The sequence below is a fragment of the Occultella kanbiaonis genome (assembly GCF_009708215.1).
In the GTDB taxonomy this organism is placed as follows: Bacteria; Actinomycetota; Actinomycetes; order Actinomycetales; family Beutenbergiaceae; genus Occultella; species Occultella kanbiaonis.
Genome location: NZ_CP046175.1, coordinates 2,514,435 through 2,533,494 on the forward strand (window position 1 = coordinate 2,514,435; position 19,060 = coordinate 2,533,494).

The 19,060-nt window shown below is 69.7% G+C and carries 19 protein-coding genes; 11 read left to right on the forward strand and 8 right to left on the reverse strand.

Going from position 1 to position 19,060, the window contains the following annotated elements; all coding sequences use genetic code 11:
* The first annotated feature begins 14 nt into the window (after positions 1 to 14).
* The 3 genes from GKS42_RS11610 to GKS42_RS11620 all read left to right on the forward strand — a co-directional run bounded on the left by GKS42_RS11610 (position 15) and on the right by GKS42_RS11620 (position 3,363).
* Positions 15 to 1,403: an ABC transporter substrate-binding protein gene (locus tag GKS42_RS11610; protein ID WP_168217814.1), complete on the forward strand. Its 1,389-nt coding sequence runs from the start codon at positions 15 to 17 to the stop codon at positions 1,401 to 1,403.
* Between the two features lie 62 nt (positions 1,404 to 1,465).
* Positions 1,466 to 2,410 carry a carbohydrate ABC transporter permease gene (locus GKS42_RS11615; protein WP_154793961.1) on the forward strand — a complete coding sequence of 315 codons (945 nt, stop codon included), beginning with the start codon at positions 1,466 to 1,468 and terminating at the stop codon, positions 2,408 to 2,410.
* A complete protein-coding gene (locus tag GKS42_RS11620) occupies positions 2,407 to 3,363 on the forward strand; it encodes a carbohydrate ABC transporter permease (protein ID WP_354002710.1) in 957 nt (318 codons plus the stop codon). The genes GKS42_RS11615 and GKS42_RS11620 overlap by 4 nt, the downstream gene beginning before the upstream one ends.
* Before the next feature lie 6 nt (positions 3,364 to 3,369).
* Here the strand turns inward: GKS42_RS11620 and GKS42_RS11625 are convergent, their stop codons facing one another.
* The 4 genes from GKS42_RS11625 to GKS42_RS11640 all read right to left on the reverse strand — a co-directional run bounded on the left by GKS42_RS11625 (position 3,370) and on the right by GKS42_RS11640 (position 6,930).
* Positions 3,370 to 4,374 (reverse strand): LacI family DNA-binding transcriptional regulator, encoded by a 1,005-nt coding sequence (locus GKS42_RS11625; RefSeq protein WP_154793962.1) that lies wholly within the window; start codon positions 4,372 to 4,374, stop codon positions 3,370 to 3,372.
* Between the two features lie 71 nt (positions 4,375 to 4,445).
* Positions 4,446 to 5,444: a MerR family transcriptional regulator gene (locus tag GKS42_RS11630; protein ID WP_154793963.1), complete on the reverse strand. Its 999-nt coding sequence runs from the start codon at positions 5,442 to 5,444 to the stop codon at positions 4,446 to 4,448.
* Positions 5,445 to 5,448: 4 nt separating this feature from the next.
* Positions 5,449 to 6,117, reverse strand: a complete 669-nt coding sequence (locus GKS42_RS11635; protein WP_154793964.1) for a HEAT repeat domain-containing protein — start codon at positions 6,115 to 6,117, stop codon at positions 5,449 to 5,451.
* Between the two features lie 60 nt (positions 6,118 to 6,177).
* Positions 6,178 to 6,930 carry a hypothetical protein gene (locus tag GKS42_RS11640; protein ID WP_154793965.1) on the reverse strand — a complete coding sequence of 251 codons (753 nt, stop codon included), beginning with the start codon at positions 6,928 to 6,930 and terminating at the stop codon, positions 6,178 to 6,180.
* 66 nt (positions 6,931 to 6,996) lie between these two features.
* On the opposite strand from GKS42_RS11640, the gene GKS42_RS11645 reads away from it, so the two are divergent.
* Together GKS42_RS11645 and GKS42_RS11650 are read left to right on the forward strand one after the other, a co-directional pair.
* Complete coding sequence (locus GKS42_RS11645; RefSeq protein WP_154793966.1) at positions 6,997 to 7,488, forward strand: hypothetical protein; 492 nt, start codon at positions 6,997 to 6,999, stop codon at positions 7,486 to 7,488.
* A 200-nt stretch (positions 7,489 to 7,688) separates the two neighbouring features.
* Positions 7,689 to 9,536 (forward strand): glycerophosphodiester phosphodiesterase family protein, encoded by a 1,848-nt coding sequence (locus GKS42_RS11650; RefSeq protein WP_154793967.1) that lies wholly within the window; start codon positions 7,689 to 7,691, stop codon positions 9,534 to 9,536.
* A 99-nt stretch (positions 9,537 to 9,635) separates the two neighbouring features.
* On the opposite strand, the gene GKS42_RS11655 is transcribed toward GKS42_RS11650, so the two are convergent.
* The gene (locus GKS42_RS11655) at positions 9,636 to 10,100 is read right to left on the reverse strand and encodes a Dps family protein (RefSeq protein ID WP_232848021.1); all 465 of its coding nucleotides are present in this window, start codon (positions 10,098 to 10,100) and stop codon (positions 9,636 to 9,638) included.
* Positions 10,101 to 10,209: 109 nt separating this feature from the next.
* Positions 10,210 to 10,641, reverse strand: a complete 432-nt coding sequence (locus GKS42_RS11660) for a Fur family transcriptional regulator (RefSeq protein WP_154793969.1) — start codon at positions 10,639 to 10,641, stop codon at positions 10,210 to 10,212.
* Positions 10,642 to 10,723: 82 nt separating this feature from the next.
* On the opposite strand from GKS42_RS11660, the gene GKS42_RS11665 reads away from it, so the two are divergent.
* The 3 genes from GKS42_RS11665 (at position 10,724) to GKS42_RS26500 (ending at position 14,283) form a co-directional block, all read left to right on the forward strand.
* Positions 10,724 to 11,590, forward strand: a complete 867-nt coding sequence (locus GKS42_RS11665) for an SDR family oxidoreductase (RefSeq protein ID WP_154793970.1) — start codon at positions 10,724 to 10,726, stop codon at positions 11,588 to 11,590.
* Positions 11,590 to 12,783 (forward strand): zinc-dependent alcohol dehydrogenase, encoded by a 1,194-nt coding sequence (locus GKS42_RS11670; RefSeq protein WP_154793971.1) that lies wholly within the window; start codon positions 11,590 to 11,592, stop codon positions 12,781 to 12,783. The genes GKS42_RS11665 and GKS42_RS11670 overlap by 1 nt, the downstream gene beginning before the upstream one ends.
* A 75-nt stretch (positions 12,784 to 12,858) precedes the next feature.
* On the forward strand, positions 12,859 to 14,283 hold the full coding sequence (locus tag GKS42_RS26500; RefSeq protein WP_290368057.1) for an FAD-dependent oxidoreductase: 1,425 nt from the start codon (positions 12,859 to 12,861) through the stop codon (positions 14,281 to 14,283).
* Positions 14,284 to 14,295: 12 nt separating this feature from the next.
* On the opposite strand, the gene GKS42_RS11680 is transcribed toward GKS42_RS26500, so the two are convergent.
* Complete coding sequence (locus GKS42_RS11680; protein WP_154793973.1) at positions 14,296 to 15,606, reverse strand: APC family permease; 1,311 nt, start codon at positions 15,604 to 15,606, stop codon at positions 14,296 to 14,298.
* A gap of 88 nt (positions 15,607 to 15,694) precedes the next feature.
* On the opposite strand from GKS42_RS11680, the gene GKS42_RS11685 reads away from it, so the two are divergent.
* The 3 genes from GKS42_RS11685 to GKS42_RS26230 all read left to right on the forward strand — a co-directional run bounded on the left by GKS42_RS11685 (position 15,695) and on the right by GKS42_RS26230 (position 18,336).
* A complete protein-coding gene (locus GKS42_RS11685; protein ID WP_154793974.1) occupies positions 15,695 to 16,768 on the forward strand; it encodes an FUSC family protein in 1,074 nt (357 codons plus the stop codon).
* A gap of 327 nt (positions 16,769 to 17,095) precedes the next feature.
* Positions 17,096 to 17,761 carry an NAD(+) synthase gene (nadE, locus tag GKS42_RS26225; RefSeq protein ID WP_210769360.1) on the forward strand — a complete coding sequence of 222 codons (666 nt, stop codon included), beginning with the start codon at positions 17,096 to 17,098 and terminating at the stop codon, positions 17,759 to 17,761.
* Positions 17,762 to 17,787: 26 nt separating this feature from the next.
* Positions 17,788 to 18,336, forward strand: coding sequence for a cysteine hydrolase family protein (locus GKS42_RS26230; protein ID WP_232848022.1), 549 nt, complete (start codon positions 17,788 to 17,790; stop codon positions 18,334 to 18,336).
* On the opposite strand, the gene GKS42_RS11700 is transcribed toward GKS42_RS26230, so the two are convergent.
* The gene (locus tag GKS42_RS11700; RefSeq protein ID WP_168217815.1) at positions 18,333 to 19,031 is read right to left on the reverse strand and encodes a GAF and ANTAR domain-containing protein; all 699 of its coding nucleotides are present in this window, start codon (positions 19,029 to 19,031) and stop codon (positions 18,333 to 18,335) included. The genes GKS42_RS26230 and GKS42_RS11700 overlap by 4 nt on opposite strands.
* Positions 19,032 to 19,060 lie beyond the last annotated feature (29 nt).

Sequence of the window (19,060 nt, forward strand, 5' to 3'; positions counted from 1 at the left end):
AAGGAGTTTCAACGATGAGACGCAGGACACGACGAGCGGCACCGGTCGCTCTCCTGGGCGTTGCCGCCATGATCCTCTCCGCGTGCAGCGGCGGCGGAAGCGGGGATGACCCGACCGGGGGCGACGCTCCCGACACCGACGCACCGGTCACCATCTCCGTCGGCGGCAAGCCGACCACGGAGAATCCCGAACAGTTGGCCGACTTCGAGCGTCGACTGGACGAATTCACGGCGGACCACCCCAACATCACCGTGGAGGCGGAGGAGACGCAGTGGGAGGCTGATACCTTCCAGGCACTCCTCGCCGGCGGCACGATGCCCACGGTGATGCAGGTCCCGTTCACCGAGATCGGCGCCCTGATCGAACGCCAGCAGGTCGCGGACATCACCGACCAGATCGAGGGCAGCGAGGTCCTCCAGCACCTCAACCCGACGGTGATGGACGTCGTGACCGATGACAGCGATCGGATCTTCGGCGTCCCGATCGCGGCATACACGATGGGTCTGCTCTACAACCGCGCCCTGTTCGAGCAGGCCGGACTGGACCCGGATGCACCGCCGCAGACCTGGGACGAGGTGCGGGCCGCGGCGCAGGCGATCGACGAGGCCACCGACGCCCAGGGCTTCGGCACCATGACGCTCGACAACACCGGCGGGTGGATCCTCACCACGACGTCGTACGCGTTCGGCAGCACGCTGCAGAGCGACGACGGTGCGACGGCCACCATCGACAACCCGGCCACGACCGAGGTCCTTGAGTTCTACCGCTCGCTGCGGTGGGAGGACGACAGCATGGGCTCGAACTTCCTGCTCAACTACGACGACGCCGTCAACGCGTTCGCGTCGGGGCAGATGGGCATGTTCGTGCAGGGGGCGGACAACTACAGCAACATGGTCGTGAACCGTGGGATGGATCCGCAGGACTTCGGCGTCGCCCCGCTCCCGCAGACCGATGACGGTCTCGGCACGCTCGGCGGTGGCACGATTTCGATCGTCAACCCGACAGCGACGCCGGAGGAGATCGCCGCCGGGCTCGAGTGGATCGAGTTCCGGAGCTTCGAACAGTTCACGGATGAGGAGGTCGCGGTTGCGAACGCCGAGGCGGCGGCGGCGGACGGGCTGGCCGTCGGGGCGCCCGGGCTGCCGGTCGTCAACGCCGAGCTGAACGACCAGTACCTCGCGTGGATCGCCCCGGCGATCAATGTGCCGAGGGAGAACTTCGAGCTGTACCTCGGCACGGTCGAGGACATTCCGCTGATCCCCGAACCTCCCGTGAAGGCCCAGGAACTGTACGCGAGCCTCGACCCGGTGGTGCAGGCGGTCCTGACTCGGGAGGATGCGGACATCGACCAGCTCCTGACCGACGCTCAGTCCACTGTGCAGGCGGCGCTCGACGCCGGATGAGTCCACGGCGGCGCGGTCACCGATCGGCCGCGCCGCCGTCCGTCCCGATAGGAGGTCCCCGCATGGTTGCCCTCGATGACCCACCGGCCGTGGCCCACCGTTCCAGCCCGACGCGCGGTCGCCGGCGTTCGCCAGTGACCTGGCTGCGCCGCGGCGGTCTCACCACCCTGGTGTTCTTCCTTCCGCTCCTGCTCTCCTTCGCGTACTTCTCCTGGTGGCCGATCCTGCGCAGTCTCGTGCTCAGCCTGCAGCAGACGAACTTCATCGTCACCGAGTGGGTCGGGCTGGCGAACTTCGAGCGGGTCCTGGCCGACCCGCTCCTGATGACGGCGGTCTGGAACACCACGTACTTCACGTTGCTCGCCGTGGCCATCGGGTTCCCGGTGCCGATCCTGCTCGCCGTCCTCATCGCCGAGATGCGCCGGACCCGTGGGTTCGCCTCGGTGCTCGCCTACTTGCCGGTGATCATCCCGCCGGTGGTCTCGGTGCTGCTCTGGAAGACCTTCTACCGTCCCGACGAGGCCGGCCTGTTCAACACCATCCTCGGCTGGTTCGGACTCGGGCCGTTGCCCTGGCTCAACGATCCGGACCTCGTGATCCCCGCCATCGTGGTGCAGGCCACCTGGGCGAGCTTCGGCACCGCCGTCATCATCTATCTCGCGACGCTGATGACGATCCGCACCGAGCTCTACGAGGCGGCCGAGATCGACGGCGCGAGTATCCTGCGCAGGTTCTGGCACGTCACCCTGCCGCAGATGCGAGGCATCCTGCTCATCATGTTGCTGCTGCAACTGATCGGGACGTTCCAGGTGTTCACCGAGCCGTACATCATGACCGGCGGTGGGCCCGAGAACCGGAGTATGACCCTGCTCCTGCTCATCTACCGCTACGCCTTCGTCTCCGGTGACTACGGCCGGGCCACCGCGCTGAGTCTGCTGCTCGCGCTGGCACTGTCCCTGCTCTCGGCTATCTATCTCTGGGCCACCCGACGTTGGAGCACCTCATGACGAACGCGACGACCCAGCCGGCGACCGTGGCGTCGAGCGTTCCCCGCCGGCGCGGCGCCAGGCCGGAGGACGTGCGCGACGAGCGCAGCATCATCTCCACGATGGACCGCAAGTCCCCACTCGTGCGGGGGGTGGTGGCCGTCGCTGGGGGACTCCTGCTGGTCGCGCTCGTGATCACGTGCGCCGGACCACTGTTCTGGCTCTTCAAGGCGGCCACGTCCACCTCGACCGAGACCCTCGCGCAGCCGTTCGGACTGTGGCCGAGCGGGCTGCACTGGGAGAACGTGACCGCGGCGTGGAGCACGGTCAGGTTCGGCACCTACCTGCGGAACACGTTGATCATCTGTGCGGGGTCGTGGTTCTTCGGGCTCCTCGTCGCCACGACCGGTGGTTACGGCATCGCGGTGCTGCGCCCCGCCTACGCGAAGGTGGTCGAGATCGCCGTCCTGGCGACCCTGTTCATCCCGGGCGTGATCTCGCTGGTCGCGCTGTACCTGACCGTGGTGAACGTCCCGCTGCTGAACGTGAACCTCCTGAACACGTTCTGGGCGGTCTGGCTACCGGCTTCGGCGAGCGCCTTCAACGTGCTGCTCGTCTCGCGCTACTTCCAGGCCATCCCACGCGAGCTCTTCGAGGCCGCCCGGATCGACGGGGCAGGTTCCTTCCGGGTGTTCTGGAGCCTGGTCCTGCCGCTCGCCAAGCCGATCCTCGGCGTCGTGTCCCTGTTGACGATCATTGGGGCGTACAAGGACTTCCTCTGGCCACTGCTGGCGTTGCCCGACCACGACCTCCAGCCGATCTCGGTCGCTCTGCCGCGAGTGGAGTCCAGCACCGACCTCGGCGTGTTCATGGCGGCCCTGTTCATCTCCGTGGTGATCCCGGTCGCACTCTTCCTGGCCTTCCAGCGCCAGTTCCTCCGGGCCGCGGGCAGCGCAGGGGCGATCAAGGGCTGAGGCCCGTCAGCCGGTCGTCTCGCCGACGATCAGGGTGGGCGGCTGGTAGTGCACACCGGGGGTCTGTTCGCCGCCGAGCAGGTGCGCGGCCGCAGCCTCACCCATCCCGGTCAGCCCGACGTCGATCGTGGTCAGGTGGCGTGCGGACTGGTTGATGATCAGACCCTCCCAGTTGTCGACGCCGATGAGCGCGACGTCCTGCGGCATCCGCACGCCGGCGGCCGCGAACACGTTCTCGACGCCTCGCGCGATGTGGTCGTTCCCGCCGAACACGGCGTCGATCTCCCAGTTCTCCGCAAGCATCCGCTGGGCTGCGGTTCGTCCCCAGGCTTCGGTCCACGATCCGTGGAGCACCTCGTGGGCGAGCGTCACGCCGGCCTCCGCGAGGGCCTCGCGCAAACCTTCGAGACGCAGCTGGGCCGCCAGGTCGTCCGCCTCGGCGGCGACGTGCGCGATCCGTCGGCGCCCGAGGGCGAGCAGGTGCTCAGCCGCCATCCGCCCGATCGCCCGATTGTCCGGGACGAACATGACATCGTCCGGTTCGTCGGAAAGGGTGAACGCGTAGGTGACCGGCACGGAGAACTCGGCGGAGACCGAACGGGTCCGGTGATGCAGGCCCTCGCCGACCACCAGCACGCCATCGATCCGGCGGGCGTTCAGGGCCCGGATGCTCTCCGCCATGTCGTCTCGGCGCCGCAGGCGGGCGTCGTACAGCAATACCGCTTGCTCATGCTGGCCGAGGTAGGTCGCGGCGCCGATGATCACGGGGCGGGAGAACGTGCTCTCGGCGCGGTCGGTGAGGACGGCCACCGTGCGGCTGCGTCCGAGGGCCAGCGATTGGGCCAACCCGTTCGGCCGGAAGTCGAGCCGAAGTGCCGTCTCCTCGATCCGTTGCCGTGTCGCGGTGGAAATTCGCCCTCCGCCGTTGAGTGCCTTCGAGGCGGTCGAGAGCGACACGCCGGCGACTGCCGCCACGTCGCTGAGCGTCACCTTCTTCTTCGAGAGCGCCATGGTCGCCAATCGTAGTGGGTCGGTAACCGCCGTGGGCGGATGCCGCGCGAAAGCGATTTCTCAGATCGGCGTCATCCGGAGCCGCGAGCGCGAAGCACGGCGGTCGCCGTGAGCGAGACCGGCCGGTCCGGATCGTCGACGAGTGCCTCCAGGATCGTCCGCGCCGCGACGCCGGGGACGTCCGCGAGCGCCGTCGCGAGGCGCTGTCTGGCGTCGGCGCCGGCCTCGGGCAGCGCGTCGGCGAGAGCGCGTGCGATCTCGTCGCCGCGGTCGTAGCGTTCGGCGAGCGCGCCGAGCGCGCCGGCGGCCGCCACGTCGTCGGTGCCGTCGACGACCATGGCGACCAGCCCCGGGACGGCGTCGAGGCCACCACGCGAACCTCGTGCGAGGGTGGCGCGTGCCCGCACGATCGGGTCCTCGTGTTGGAGCGCAGCGGCAAGGATCGCGTCGGCGCCGGACGACTCGAACTTCGTCAGGGCGACCACCGCGCGTTGCCGCCGCTCGGCGGCGGGGGAGGCCAGGGCGTTCGCGAGCACACCGAGGGCGGCGTCCCCGGTGCGAGCGAGGGCCCATTGGAGGGCGCCGCCGGCATTGGGCTCGGCCTCGGAGAGCACCGCCTCGGCGAGGACGACGGCGTCACTCGACCGGCCGCCGTCGGGCATCGACAGCGCGACGCGCTGACGCGCCGAGCTGCCGGCGTCGAGCGCCCGCATGAGGCCGATCGTGCGCAGCACGTCGGACCAGTCGGCTGGTTCGCTCGCGCGCACCTGCCCGAGCCGGCCGAGCAGCTCCTGCTCGCGCGCGAGGCGCTCGCTGGTGCGCTTGAGGAGCTGCTCCACCATGGCCGCCGGGCTGAACGAGAGGTCCTCGAGCGCACCACCGATCTCGGCCAGGGTGAGTCCGAGCGCCCTGAGCCCCTCCACGTGGAAGAGACGCCGGACGTCGTCCGGCGAGTACTGCCGGTACCCGCCTGCGGTCCGCCCGGTCGGGCGGACCAGCCCGATGGCGTCGTAGTGCCGCAACATCCGGGCGCTGATCCCGGACCGCTCGGAGACCTCACCGATCAACATCGGCTCAGTCCCGTACCTCGGGCGCCCCGAGGAGCGCGAGGACCCGGTTCGCCTCGTGGACCGCCGCCTCGAACCCCTCGTCGGGGTTCTCGATGAGCCGTCCGGTCGCGATCGCGTGCCTGCGCACCCCGGTGTCCGGGTGGGCCTTCGCCCGCTCGACGACGTCGGAGGCCGGGTCCCCGAGGTCGACGAGAGCGCGGCTGAGGCTGCGCTGGACGTCGTGGTCGCCCCGATCGAACTGCGTCGCCAGGACCTCGGCGAGCTCGGCGACACCGTCCGGCGGGACGACGGCGACGGCGGCGCGCCAGGCGGCGCGGGCTACCTCCGCGTCGTCGTCCTGGAGCAGCTCGGTGGTGATCGCGGGCCAGGTCCGCGGGTCGCCGAACTTGGACAGCGTGTGCAGCGACTGGCTGCGCGCCTGCGGGATCTGCGACGTCAGCTCGCGCAGCACCCGGTCGACGGTGGCCGGCGCGGCGTGCCGGGTGAGCGCCCAGGTGAGCGTGTCGCGGACGTAGAAGTCCGGTTCGACCGCGCACTGCTCCACCAGCACCTCGACGTACTCGGGCCTGGGGTACGTTCCGGCGGAGAGCGCCGCCCGCAGGCGCGCCGACGGGTCCGGACTCTGCAGCAGGGTTCGTAGGGACTGTGCGCCGTGGGGACGCGTATGGGTCATGGTGACCACCTCCACCCTCCATGACAGACCTTGTCACAGTGAGAAGGTCAAGCGCAGGTATCACCAGCCGTAGAAGCGCGCGCCACCTGGGATCAGCGCGAGCACGAATGGAACGAGGAACAGTGCGGCTGCGAAAGCCCAGCCACCGGTAAGCCGGCGGGGTCGGGGCGGCACCAGCTTGCGCTGCCACCACGGGACCGGCTCGAGGACCAGGTAGGCCAGCCAGATCGGGGCTGCCGCAAAGGTGAGCCAGAACCACGCCCACTTCGTCGCGAGCCGGGGTTGCGGGCCAACGACGAGCAGGATCAGTGCGGCCATGGCGGCGAACGCTGCCAGGCTGACCTGGACGCCCGGCTGATCCCAGCCCTGGCGGTGGGTGACCGACACCGGCGCCGGCGAGTCCTCGGCGGCCGCGAGGATGGTGGCGCCCTCGTCGACGTATGGCGAGCCAGCGAAGGTCGAGAGCTCGTAGCGGGCCACGCCGTGACCGGAATCGCCGGACCACTCCACCCAGAACGTCCCCTGGCCCTGCCCGCCGGCCGGCAGCCGCTCGATGGCGAGTTCGGACACGCGCCCGGCGCGCAGTTCGCTGAGCAGCTCGTCGACCGTCCGCTCCACCGGTTGCAGGGCCACCTGGACGAGGCCCGCGACCATCAGGACGGCGATCAGCGCGCGCACCACCAGGCCCAGCGGTCCCGACGGGAGCACCAGCGGCGACGCGCCCGGAGGCGCGCTCAGGTCGTTCTCGAGCAGTCGGTGCCCATCGTCGATCTCGAGCAGTCGGTGCCCATCCCCGCCCGTTCCGGCCCCCATGGCCCCTCCTCGACGTGTGCCACGACCCTACCGGTGCCGGCCCGGGCGGAGGGATACCTTGGGGAGATGGCCACAGCGATGTCGGCACAACCGACCGGGGCGAGTTCGCAGCGGGCCGACGCCGTGCGAGTGAGTCTGCGGCGGGCGGGCTGGGCGTCCCTCGGTGTGGTGCTCGTACAGGCGGCGAGCGCGGCCGTGCGGTCGCCGGACCTGTCGACGCTTCCCGTGTTCGTCGGCCATGCCGTGCTGATCTGGGCGCTCCTGCCGGTGCTCGTGACCGTCATGGTCGCCTGCGTCGTCGCGCTCGGTTCGGGCGGTCCGCTCTCGATGGCGTCGACGGCGGTCCTCGCGGGGATCGCGCTGGCCGGCTGGGTCTCCTGGGGCGTTGGGCTGCCGATCGGTATCGCCTACGGACTGCCGCTCGGGCTCGGTGCGGCCGGCGCCGGCTGGGTGGCCGGCGCAGGCTGGGTGGGCGGCACGAGTCGGCGGGTGGTGGCCGTGACGGCGATCGTCGTCGTCACGGCCGTGTTCTCGGCCACCGTGACGACGGCGGCCTGATCCACTCGTGACCAGGTGCAAGGTCGCGGCGACGATCCGGACCGCGGCATCGTCATCCCCGTACGGGCCCGCGGTGCGAGGCAGCACGGCATCGCACGCTCGCCGAGGCGCCACCCGGTGTTCTCCTGACGGACCATGGCGGGCCACCCGGGCTTCATAGGATCGAGGCGCCAACCTTCACCGGAGAACTTGGAGCTCCCATGAACAGCACACCACGGCGCGCGATCACGGGTCTGGCCGCGATGACGCTCGCCGCAGCAGGGATCGTCGTCGCCTTCCCAGCCGCGGCATCCGCCGATCCGGGCGACATCGTCCTCTCGGAGGACTTCGACTCGGGCGAGCTGCCCGACGGCTGGAACCCGGTCGAGGGGGACTGGCGCGTCGAGGACGGGCGCCTCGTCGTCACCGCCGGCGGCATCGACCAGCTCACCTTTGGGACCCACCTGGACAACTACCGGATCGAGGCGACCGTCCGTTTCGAGGAGGTCGCCAACGCCACGAGGTGGGCGGCGATCGCCCTCGACATCGCCGGTGACGGGTCAGCGCCGTGGTGGCAGGCGGCGCTACGGACCACGAGTTCGGCGAGCAACGGCATCGAGCTCGCCAACCGCACGGCTGCCGGCAGCTGGAACGTGCCCTACACCGGTGCCGCCCCGTACGACGCCGGCGTCGGCCAGGATGTCCGGGTCGCCGTCGAGGTCCGGGGCACCACGGCGAGGTGGTACTTCGACGGCGAGCTCGTCCTGCGCGGCCAGATCCAGCGTTCCGAGGCCGGCGTCCTCGGCCTCGTCGCGGACAACTCGACCGTCAGCTTCGACGACATTCTCGTCACCGAGATCGAGCCGGCGGACTTCATCCTCGAGGAGGGTGAACTGCCCGTGGCCATCGCCCACCGCGGGTACTCGCAGGTCCTGCCCGAGAACACCCTGATCTCGGAGGCGGCCGCCATGCAGTCCGGCGCGGAGTACTTCGAGATCGACGTACACACCACGGCCGACGGGGTACCCATCGTGCTGCACGACCAGACGGTCGACCGGACCACCGACGGCACCGGCGACGTGGCACTGCTCGAGAGCAGCTACCTGCAGACCCTCGACGCCGGGTCGTGGCGCGATCCCGTCTTCGCGGGCGAGCCGCTGCCCACGTTCGCGCAGATCCTCGAGCTGATGCAGCGCAACCCGGCCACCCTGATGCTCGAGATCAAGGGCCCGGAGACCCGCGCCGAGGTCGAGCACACGATCGATCTGATCCGCGCCGCCGGCCTGTCCGACCGCGTGGTCATCGAGTCCTTCGATCTCGCTGCCGTGGGCTACGCCCGCGACTACGCCCCCGAGATCCCGCGCGGGGTGCTCCGTGGCGCCGTGGATGCCGACCCGGTGGCGGTGGCCCAGTCCGTCGGCGCCACCATGTACAACCCCTCGGCGACCGGTGGCCTGACCGCCGAGATCATCGACCGGCTGCACGAGGCCGGCATCGCGGTGCTGCCCTACACCGTGAACGGCGTGAGCGCCTGGCAGGAGCTGACGGACCTGGGCGTCGACGGCATCGTCACCGACCGCCCGGGTGCCTACATCGGCTGGCGCGAGGCCCAGTACGCGGCCGAGCCGGGTGAGCCGAGCGAGCCGACCGTCGACCTGGTCGCGGTCGCCGACGACGCCGAGGTCGAGCGGGGCGGGCAGATCATCGTGGCCGCCGCGAGCACCGATGTGACGTCCGTCGCCTACGAGCTCGACGGCGTGCCCGTGTCCGTCGGCGATGTGGTCGCCGCGTCCGACCTGGCCCTGGGAGCCCACCTGCTGACCGCGACCGCCGAGGGGGAGCACGGTAGCGCCACCGACGAGGTCGCGTTCACCGTGGTCGTCACGGCCGAGGGTCTTCGGGAGAGGATCATCGCGCTCGACCTGCCCACGGGCTTCCAGAGGCAGCTGCTCACCGCCCTCGACAACGAGGACTGGGACGAACTGGCCTCCGCGGCGGGGCGCCGCATCCCGGACGAGACCGTCCGGGCAGCGATCCTCGAGGAGATCGCCTATCTCGCCGATCGCTAGGCACGCCATGCCCCGCTGATGGCACGAATGCCCGGTCCGCATCGAGCGGACCGGGCATTCGTACGGTGGGCCGACGCGGCCGGCCCGGGGTGCGCGGGATCAGACCTCGCGGTTCTCCGAGGAGATCATCCACGCCTGCTTCTCCAGGTCGGCGATGATGGCGTGCAGGAGGTCGGCCGTCGTCGGGTCCTCGGCATCGACGTCGTCGTGGACCTCACGGGCGACGGCGGTCGCCTGGGCGATTCGCTCGACGATGGTGTCGACCGTGTCGCCGACGGAGACGAGGTCGGCGGGGTAGGGGGTCAGGTCGGTGGTGGCGGCGACGGTCTCGGTCCGGCCGTCGGGCACGACCTGTAGGGCGCGCATGCGCTCGGCGACGACGTCGCTCTGCTCACGCGCCACGTCGACCAGTTCGTCGAGCTGCAGGTGCAGGTCTCGGAAGCCGCGGCCGGTCACGTTCCAGTGGGCCTGCTTGCCCATGACGTGCAGGTCGACCAGTGCGACCAGGACCCGCTGGAGGTTGGCGCGCAGCTTCTCTGAGGCTGTCGTGGTGGTGATGGACACGAGATCCTGCCTTTCTGGCCGCCGGTCGGGCGGCGATGCTGGTGCTGTATTCGTGAACGACTCCAGTTTAGGACGGTCGGTTCGCTCGCGCCAGCAAGGAGAGGCGTACCTACTCGGCTGCGGGTCGGGCGCACTCGTCGCAGATGCCCCAGAAGATGACCTCCGCGGTTGCCACGGCGAAGCCGGGCGGGGTGGGCCCGTGCAGGCAGGGTGCCTCGCCGGTCGTACAGGCGACGTCCGTCACCTTCCCGCACACCGAGCAGACGGCGTGGTGGTGATTGTCGTGCACCAAGCGCTCGTACCGCGCGGATGACCGCGCCGGCTCGAACCGGCGGACCAGCCCGGCCCGGTGCAGGTCGGCAAGGATGTTGTGCACCGCCTGCAGGCTCGGCGCGTGTTCGCCCAGGCGTCGCCGCAGCGTTTCGGCGTCGAGGTGGGGGGTCTCGGCGAGGACCGCCAGGACCGCCAGGCGCCCCGTGGTCGCACGCAACCCCGAGGCGCGCAGCAACTCGACATCCGACGGGTCGGCGATCGCGGTCATGCCAGCACGGTAGATCGAAATCGTGAACGACTCAAGTAACGCCCCCGGATGCGAACCGCCGTCAGCCGGAACACGATGACTCATGACGTCACACGCGAAGCCCACGAACGTCCCGGCCCAGAGCCAACCGTGGCCGGGGCGGACCACGGAGATGGAACCGCAACCCGATCACGGGGAGCAGAGTCACACCGGACGTGACCGCTTGGTCGGCAAGAAGGCGTTGATCACGGGCGGCGACTCCGGGATCGGCCGTGCCACGGCGATCGCGTTCGCGAAGGAGGGTGCCGACGTGGCGATCGCTTACCTACCACAGGAGCAGGCGGACGCAGAGGCGACCCGCGCCGCCGTGGAGGGCGCCGGCCGCCGCTGTGTGCTGCTCCCGACCGATCAGCGCACCGAGTCGGCCAACATCGATCTCGCCGCGGCAGCCGTCGACGCCCTCGGCGAGATCCACGTCCTGGTCAACAATGCGGGCTTCCAGATGGCGCAGACCGGAGGGATCACCGACTTCCCCAGCGGTCAGTTGGAGCGGGTTTTCGAGACGAATGTGTTCGCGGGCTTCTGGCTGACGAAGGCGATGGTGCCGCACCTCGCCCCCGGCTCGAGCGTGATCTTCACGACGTCGATCCAGGCCTACGACCCGTCCGAGCCGCTCCTCGACTACGCCGCCACGAAGGCGGCGCTGAACAACCTGATGGTCAACCTCGCCGCCGACCTCGGGCCGAAGGGGATCCGAGTGAACGCCGTGGCACCGGGGCCGATCTGGACGCCGCTGATTCCCAGCACGTTCAACGCCGAGAAGGTGAAGGACTTCGGCGCCGACACGCCACTGGGGCGCCCGGGGCAACCTGTCGAGGTCGCCGCGGCGTTCGTGTTCCTCGCCTCGGACGAGGCAAGCTACGTCAGCGGCACAGTGCTCGGCGTGACCGGCGGGAAGGCGATCTTCTGATGCGGGCAGTGACCTGGCAGGGCACTGAGGACGTGCAGGTGCAGGACGTACCGGATCCGCTGATCCAGGAGCCGACGGACGCGGTCATCAAAGTCACGTCGACGGCCATCTGTGGCTCGGATCTGCATCTGTACAGCGTGCTCGGAGCATTCCTCGACCCCGGCGACGTCCTCGGCCACGAGGCTATGGGGATTGTGGAGGAGGTCGGTTCCGAGGTGACCCGGATCCGGCCCGGTGACCGGGTGGTGGTTCCGTTCCCGATCGCTTGCGGTACGTGCTGGATGTGTCAGCACGGCTTGTCCACCCAGTGCGAGACCACGCAGGTGCGGTCCCAGGACAAGGGCGCGGCCCTGTTCGGCTACACCAAGCTGTACGGGCAGATCCCGGGCGGTCAGGCGCAGTACCTGCGGGTCCCGCAGGCGCAGTTCGGGCCGATCCCGGTGCCGGACGATGCCAGCCCGGACGAGCGCTACCTCTACCTTTCGGACGTGCTGCCGACGGCGTGGCAGGCGGTGGAGTACGCGGGAGTGCCCGAGAACTCGACGGTCCTGGTGCTCGGGCTCGGGCCGATCGGCCAGATGAGTGCGCGCATCGCGCTGCACCGGGGCGCATCGCTGGTGCTCGCCGCGGACTTCGTGCCCGCACGTCTCACCATGGCGGCCCGGCACGGGGTAGAGGTGCTGGACCTGCGCGAGATCGACGATCTGCCGGCGACCGTGCGCGGGCTCACGAAGGGCCGCGGCCCCGATGCCGTGATCGACGCCGTCGGGATGGAGGCCCATGGCTCGCCGGTAGCGGCGGGCGTGCAGAAGGTCGCGGGGGCATTGCCCGACGCGCTGGCCGCACCACTGATGAAGAAGGCCGGGATCGACCGCCTGGCGGCGTTGCGTACCGCGATCAGCGCCGTGCGGCGCGGGGGCACGCTCTCGCTGTCCGGTGTCTACGGTGGCGCGGCCGACCCATTGCCCATGATGGAGATGTTCGACAAGCAGCTCACGGTGCGGATGGGACAGGCGAACGTGCACCGGTGGGTCCAGGCGTTGCTGCCACTGGTGGCTGACGACGCCGATCCACTGGGCGTTCTCGACCTGCGTACCCACCGGCTGCCGCTGGAGGACGCGCCCGGCGGCTACCGGACGTTCCAGAAGAAGGAGGACGGCTGCGTCAAGGTCGTCCTGGACCCGCAGGGCTGAGCCGTGGAGAAGTACTGGAGCTCCACTACCACGTCGGCGCCTGAGGCTGTAGCCGCGGTCAGCGGCGAATACGACGTGGCGGTGGTCGGTGCCGGCATCACCGGGCTGAGCACCGCCGTGATGCTGGCCGCTCGCGGCTGCCGTGTCGTGGTCCTCGAAGCGCGACACGCGGGCGCCGGCACCACCGGCTCCTCGACGGCGAAGGTGTCCGTGCTGCAGGGGCGCCGGCAGTCCGAGATCGCTGCCAAGCAGTCCGGCGACCTGCTCGCGCACTACGTGGCCGGTGGGCGGTTCGGGCAGGACTGGTTGTTGGAATTCTGCGCGAGTGCGGGGGTCGGGGTACAACGTCCGAGCGCGGTGACCTACGCCGCAGGCCCCGACGAGGTGGCGACGGTCGAGCAGGAACAGCGGGTCTGCGAGGACGTGGGCCTGCCCGTGACCTGGCGGGCGCAGGACGACGTGCCGTTCCCGTTCGTGGGCGGCGTCGTGCTCGCGGACCAGGCGCAACTGGATCCGCTCGAACTCCTCGCCGCGCTCGTCGCCGACGCCACGGCCCGCGGCGTGCACGTGTGCACGGGCACGCGGGTCACCGATGTCGACGACGGCCCCGACCGCCTGGTGACCACGGAGCGCGGCTCCGTGCGCGCGGACCGGGTCGTGCTTGCCACGGGTATCCCGATCGCGGATCGGGGTGGCTTCTTCGCCAGGGTCGCGCCGCAACGGTCGTATGCCCTCGCGCTGCGGCTGCCCGACCTCCCCGCGTCGGACATGTATCTATCCGCAGGCAGTCCGGTCCGGTCGATCCGCACCACCCCTCGAGGGCAGGGACAGACGCTCCTGGTCGGGGGCAACTCGCACCCGGTCGGCCGAAGCAGTTCCGAGCGGGAGGCGGTCGAGGACCTGGTCGCGTGGGCGTTGCGGCACTACCCGGGAGCGGAGGTGACGCACCGATGGTCCGCCCAGGACTACCACCCGATCGATGCCCTGCCCTACGTCGGGCCCTTGACGCCGTCGAACGACCGGGTGCTGGTCGCGACCGGCTTCGCGAAGTGGGGGCTGACCACCGGAGTGGCCGCTGCGGCCGTCCTCAGTGGGCTGGTCGACGACGGCGCACCCGAGTGGGCGGACGCATTCGCGAGTTGGAGCGGTCACGAACTCGCAGGGGTCGGCACCGGCGTGAAGCAGAACCTCAAGGTCGTCGCCGATCTTGTGGTCGACAGGGTGGCGGCGCTCGAGCCGGTCCCCGACGTTGCTCCGGTCGAGGGTACCGGGTGCGTGGGCCGGGCAGGAGGGCGCCCGGTTGCTATCTCCACCACCGACGGTGTGACCCGGGCCGTCTCGGCCACCTGCACCCACTTGAGTGGGCTGGTGCACTGGAACGATGCCGAACGGAGCTGGGACTGCCCGCTGCATGGATCCCGGTTCACGACCGACGGCACTCTGCTCGAGGGACCGGCCACCAAGGATCTGCCGGGACTGGAGGGTTCCGAGGCCGACTGACGTCGGTGCGGCCTACTCGTTCGCGTCGCTGAACCGCCGATGGAGGCCATGCAGGACGAGACCGACGATGATCAGGCCGCCACCCAGCGCCCACACCTGCCAGGACTGTTGGACCAGCAGGATCAGGCAGCTGACCAGGGCGAGGACCGGAACAACGGTGGGGACCCGGAAGTGCGTGTGCCCGGGTTCGTCGCGTCGCAGCATCAGGACCGCCAGGTTTGTCGAGATGAAGACGAAGAGCAGGAACAACACGACGGTCTCGGCAAGCAGTTCAAGGGTGCCGACCGCGGCCAGGAGCGCGGACAGCGCCGTTGTCGCGAGGATCGCCACCCACGGGGTGCGGCGCCCGGGCAGCAGCCGGGCGAACACGGTGGGTAGGAGCCCCTCGTCGGCCATGCCGTAGGTGAGGCGGGAGCTCATGATCGATGTCAGCAGTGCCCCGTTCGCGACGGCGATCAGGGCGATCGCGCTGAACAGCCAGTTGGGGACCGAGAACCCGGTGGCGTTGACGACGTCGAGCAGCGGACCGCTCGAGCCGGCGAGGTCCTGGGGCGGAAGCATCGCCGCCGAGGCGAGAGCGATGAGGACGTAGACGACACCGGCCACGATCAAGGCGCCGAACAGAGCGCGTGGGTACACCCGTGAGACGTCACGAACCTCCTCGGCCACATTGGCCGAGGTCTCGAACCCGACGAAACTGTAGAACGCGAGGAGCGCAGCACCCAGCACCGCGAAGCCGGCCCCGGGACCCGGCGGCGGTTCCAGCACCCGAGCCACGTCACCCCGGCCTGCTCCGAGGGCCAGTCCGACGAGGACGATCACCAGAACCAGACCGCTGACCTCGATGATGGTCATCACCAGGTTCGACGTCACCGACTCCCTGATGCCACGCAGGTTCAGGAGGGCGAGCAGGAGCAGGAAGATGGGAGCGGCCACGGGAACGGGGACCGCGAGGAACGTGGCCAGATAGTCGCCGCTGAATGCGATCGCGAGTCCCGCCACACTCACGATGCCCGCACACAGCATGCAGTAGCCGACGAGGAAGGAGACGACCGGTCGGCCGAACGCGCGCTGGGCGAAGATGGCCGACCCGCCGGCGCGCGGGTACTTCGTGACGAGTTCGGCGTAGGAGCCCGCAGTCAGCAATGCCATGCCCATCGCGATGACGATCGGTACCCACATCAGACCGCCCGCGTCAGCAGCGAGCTCTCCGGTCAACGCATAGACGCCGGCGCCGAGCACGTCACCGAGGATGAACGCGAACAACAAGCCCGCACCGATGCCCTGCCGAAGACGAGTGGGTGATGGTTCGGCTTCGGTCATCAGGTCATCGTGGCGGACACGACCGGAACCAGCGAGCCGAACCGGCCACCGGGTGCTGGACACCTGATCGGATGCGAGCCTTGGCACCATGACCCGGCTCACGCGATGGACCCACCAGACGTGGCTCCGGCAGCCCCGGATCGCGCTGACGCTGCGGGCGGCCTCGGCGGCCGGGATTGCGTGGACGATCGTGAGTCTCCTGCCCGAAGCTGCGGCGCAGTACCCGTACTACGCGCCGTTCGGAGCGGTCATCGCCACGACCGCCACCGTGTCGAGCTCGGTCAGGGAGTCCGTGCAAGCCGTCACCGCCATCGCGCTCGGTGGCCTGACAGCGGGCATCGTGGACCTGGCGATCGGTACGACGTCTCCGCTCACGGTCGTCCTTGTGGCCGCGATCGGCGTGGCACTGGCCGGACTCCGGTGGCTCGGCACCATGGGGGGCTGGGTGCCGACGGCGGCGATCTTCACCTTGATCATCGGCCACGGCGACGCCGCCTTCGCGGGCTCCTACGCTGGCCTGACCCTGCTGGGCGCAGGCGTGGGCATCGCCGTCAACGCCGCCTTCCCGCCGCTCCCGATGGGCCCGGCCGCGCGCTCGATCGAGGCGACCCGGGAACGCCTCGCCGCTCAACTCGGTGATCTCGCGCAGGTTCTGGAGACGACCGACTTTCCCGCGGTGGCGGACTGGGAGGAACGGCACCGTGACCTCGATCGCGCCCGGCTCACGATGCGGCAGGCGATCGCGCAAGCACTGGAGGCCCGCCGGGCGAATCGCCGCGCCAAGCGCTACTCCGACGACATCGACGCGCTCGTGCGCGAGGCGGATGCGGTTGAGAGATTGACGTTCGTCGCGACCGACCTGGGTGACCTCATCGTGCGCGATCACTTCGCTCCCGGTCCCGATGGAGGGCCGACGAGGCTCCCACCGGATCTCCGGGCGCCGATCGTGCACTCCATCCGGCTGCTCGCGGGGGCACTCACGATCATGGACGTCGAGGCTCGGCGTGACGATCTGGTCAGTGTGGACAACGAACTCGCGGAACTCGTGCGGGCCGCATGCGACCGGGCGGGCGGGCCGGACGACCTCATTCTCAACAGTGTGCTGCTGGCGCTGCGCCGGGGCTTGGATACGTTCGGCGACGGCGTGAAGAACACCTCGTAGGGCGTCATCGCGGCACCGTGGGCGGGATTGCACAGTGCCCAGCGACTCGCCGGGACGCCGAGCCGATCGATGTGCGGGGTGCGTCCTGGTCTGGCCCCACCCTGAGCCTCAATGACCGCCAGCCCGAACTCCTGCACCTGCTCTGGCCGCCAGAATCGCACCGTTCTACTTCTGGGGCTGCTCCCTGACGATCTGCTTGCCCTCCGAAGGTGGGACCCGTTGTCGGCGCATACGGTTGGAGAATGCGGGAACTGCAGAAGATCATCCGATCCGAGGTGGGCGTCCAGCCCCACTTCGACGCCGACACGGAGGTTTGAGGCGCGCGTGGTGTTCCTATCCGACCACCTGGTCGCCACCGGCGCCCTGGGCTATGTGCGCGGTATCTCTGGCGGGCTGGGTTCCACCCTCGCGGGCCGGCTCGCCCAACTCGCGGTGGAGGGCCGGCGCGAGGTGGATGCCGAGACCGTCTTCGTGACAATGCGCTTGCCCTGCAAGATGCAGCTCGACGAGGACGATGCGCGAGCGACGCTGGACTACGTCGGCCCGGACGAGATCGTCGCGTGCAACGTGGCGGAGGCGGTGGACGTGTTCGAGGCCGAATACTTCAATGCGACCCGGCTCCCGCTCTCGGATTCCACGAAGGGCAACACCGAGGCGCGGTTGCGGATGGTCACGCAGTACGCGTTCGCGGGCGAGCGCGGGCTCCTGGTCATCGGCACCGACCACGGCGCGGAGTCCGTGACCGGGTGCTTGACCAAGTCCGGTGACGGCGCGGCTGACGTCGTGCCCCGGTTCGGTCTCGACGAGCAGCGCAACCGCGAACTTCCGCGGCACCTGGGTGGTCCGGAACGGCCCTGGGGGAAGGGGCCGACCGCCGACCTGCTGGACGGCATCCCCGGCCGGCCCGACGAGGTGGAACTCGGCCTGACCTCCACACAGATCGACGCGCTGACCATCCCCGTCACGCCCCTACACACCTGGTGGCGTCGGTGAGCACAGGTCCGGGCTACTCAACCGGCGTGGCATTGCTCGTCATCGACCTGCAGAATGCCTACTTCGAAAATCCGGATCTCGCCGCGCGGCTGCCCAAACTTCTGCAACGCACCAACGAACTCATCCGCGCGGCGCGGACCGCCGGCCGGCCGGTGATCCTGGTGAGGACCGTCCACGCACGCGACCGGTCCACATGGACATTGAACATGCTCGAGGACGATGAGGGGTTCGCATTTCCCGGTACCGAGCAGGCGGCCTACGTCGACACGCTGGAGGTCGGGGACGCCGTCGACATCAGGAAGACGCGTGACAACGCGTTCCATGGCACCCGGCTGCTCGAGATCATCGCGCAGCGGGCGATTCGTCATCTGCTGATCGGGGGTGTGTCCACGCACAGTTGTGTCGCCCAGACGGCGATGGCCGCCTTCGCGGAGGACCTGCAGGTCGCGATCGCGGGGGACGCGATCGCCTCGGAGAACCGGTCGCTGTCCGAGGCGGCGCTGACGTTCCTCAGCGAGGAGATGCGCCAGCCGGTGCTGGACCAGGACTCGTGCCTGCAACTGCTGCGGGGTTAGGGCCGCAGACCCATGTGCACGATCGCACGTGCAACCTCGACCAGCCTCAGGTTCCGATCCCGCGCGTACTTACGCATCACGTCGAAGGCCCGAGCGACCTCCAGGCCGCGCGCTTCCGCGAGAATCCCCTTCGCCTGCTCGATCACGATCCGGCTGTCCAAGGCGTGCTGCAGCTGCTCGGTGACCAGTGCCTGCTTGGCGTGGGAGGAGGCGTTGATCAGGAAGCCGGTAGCCAGATCGGTCAGGACCTGAGCCGCGGCCAGGTCTTCGGCGTCCCAGATGCGTGGAGCCTCGCCGTACAGGTTCAGGGCGCCCAGCGTGTGAGCGCCGAGGTGCATCGGAATCCCAGCGGCGGCCCGCACGCCGATGCGCGCGGCCACCGCGCGATAGTCCGGCCACCTCGTATCTGCTCGGAGGTCGGCGACCGCCACCACGACGCCCGTGGCGGACGCGTCGATGCACGGGCCCCTCTGGGTGTCCTCCTGGTGCCGTCCCAGGTCGGCAAGCCACTCCGGGATCGTGGTGATCGCCCGCACTCGGTCGTCGACCTCAACCGTGACGCCGCCGCCTGCCAGCGCCAACAACTGCGACGTCCGTTCCGCGAGATCGCCGAGCACCTCATGGACCTCGTAGGGCTCGATGAGTTTCTGGGCGAATTCCGAAGTCGTCCGGACGAACTCTGCGTGGTCATACACGAGGTTGATCTCCTTCGAACCGCGGCGGC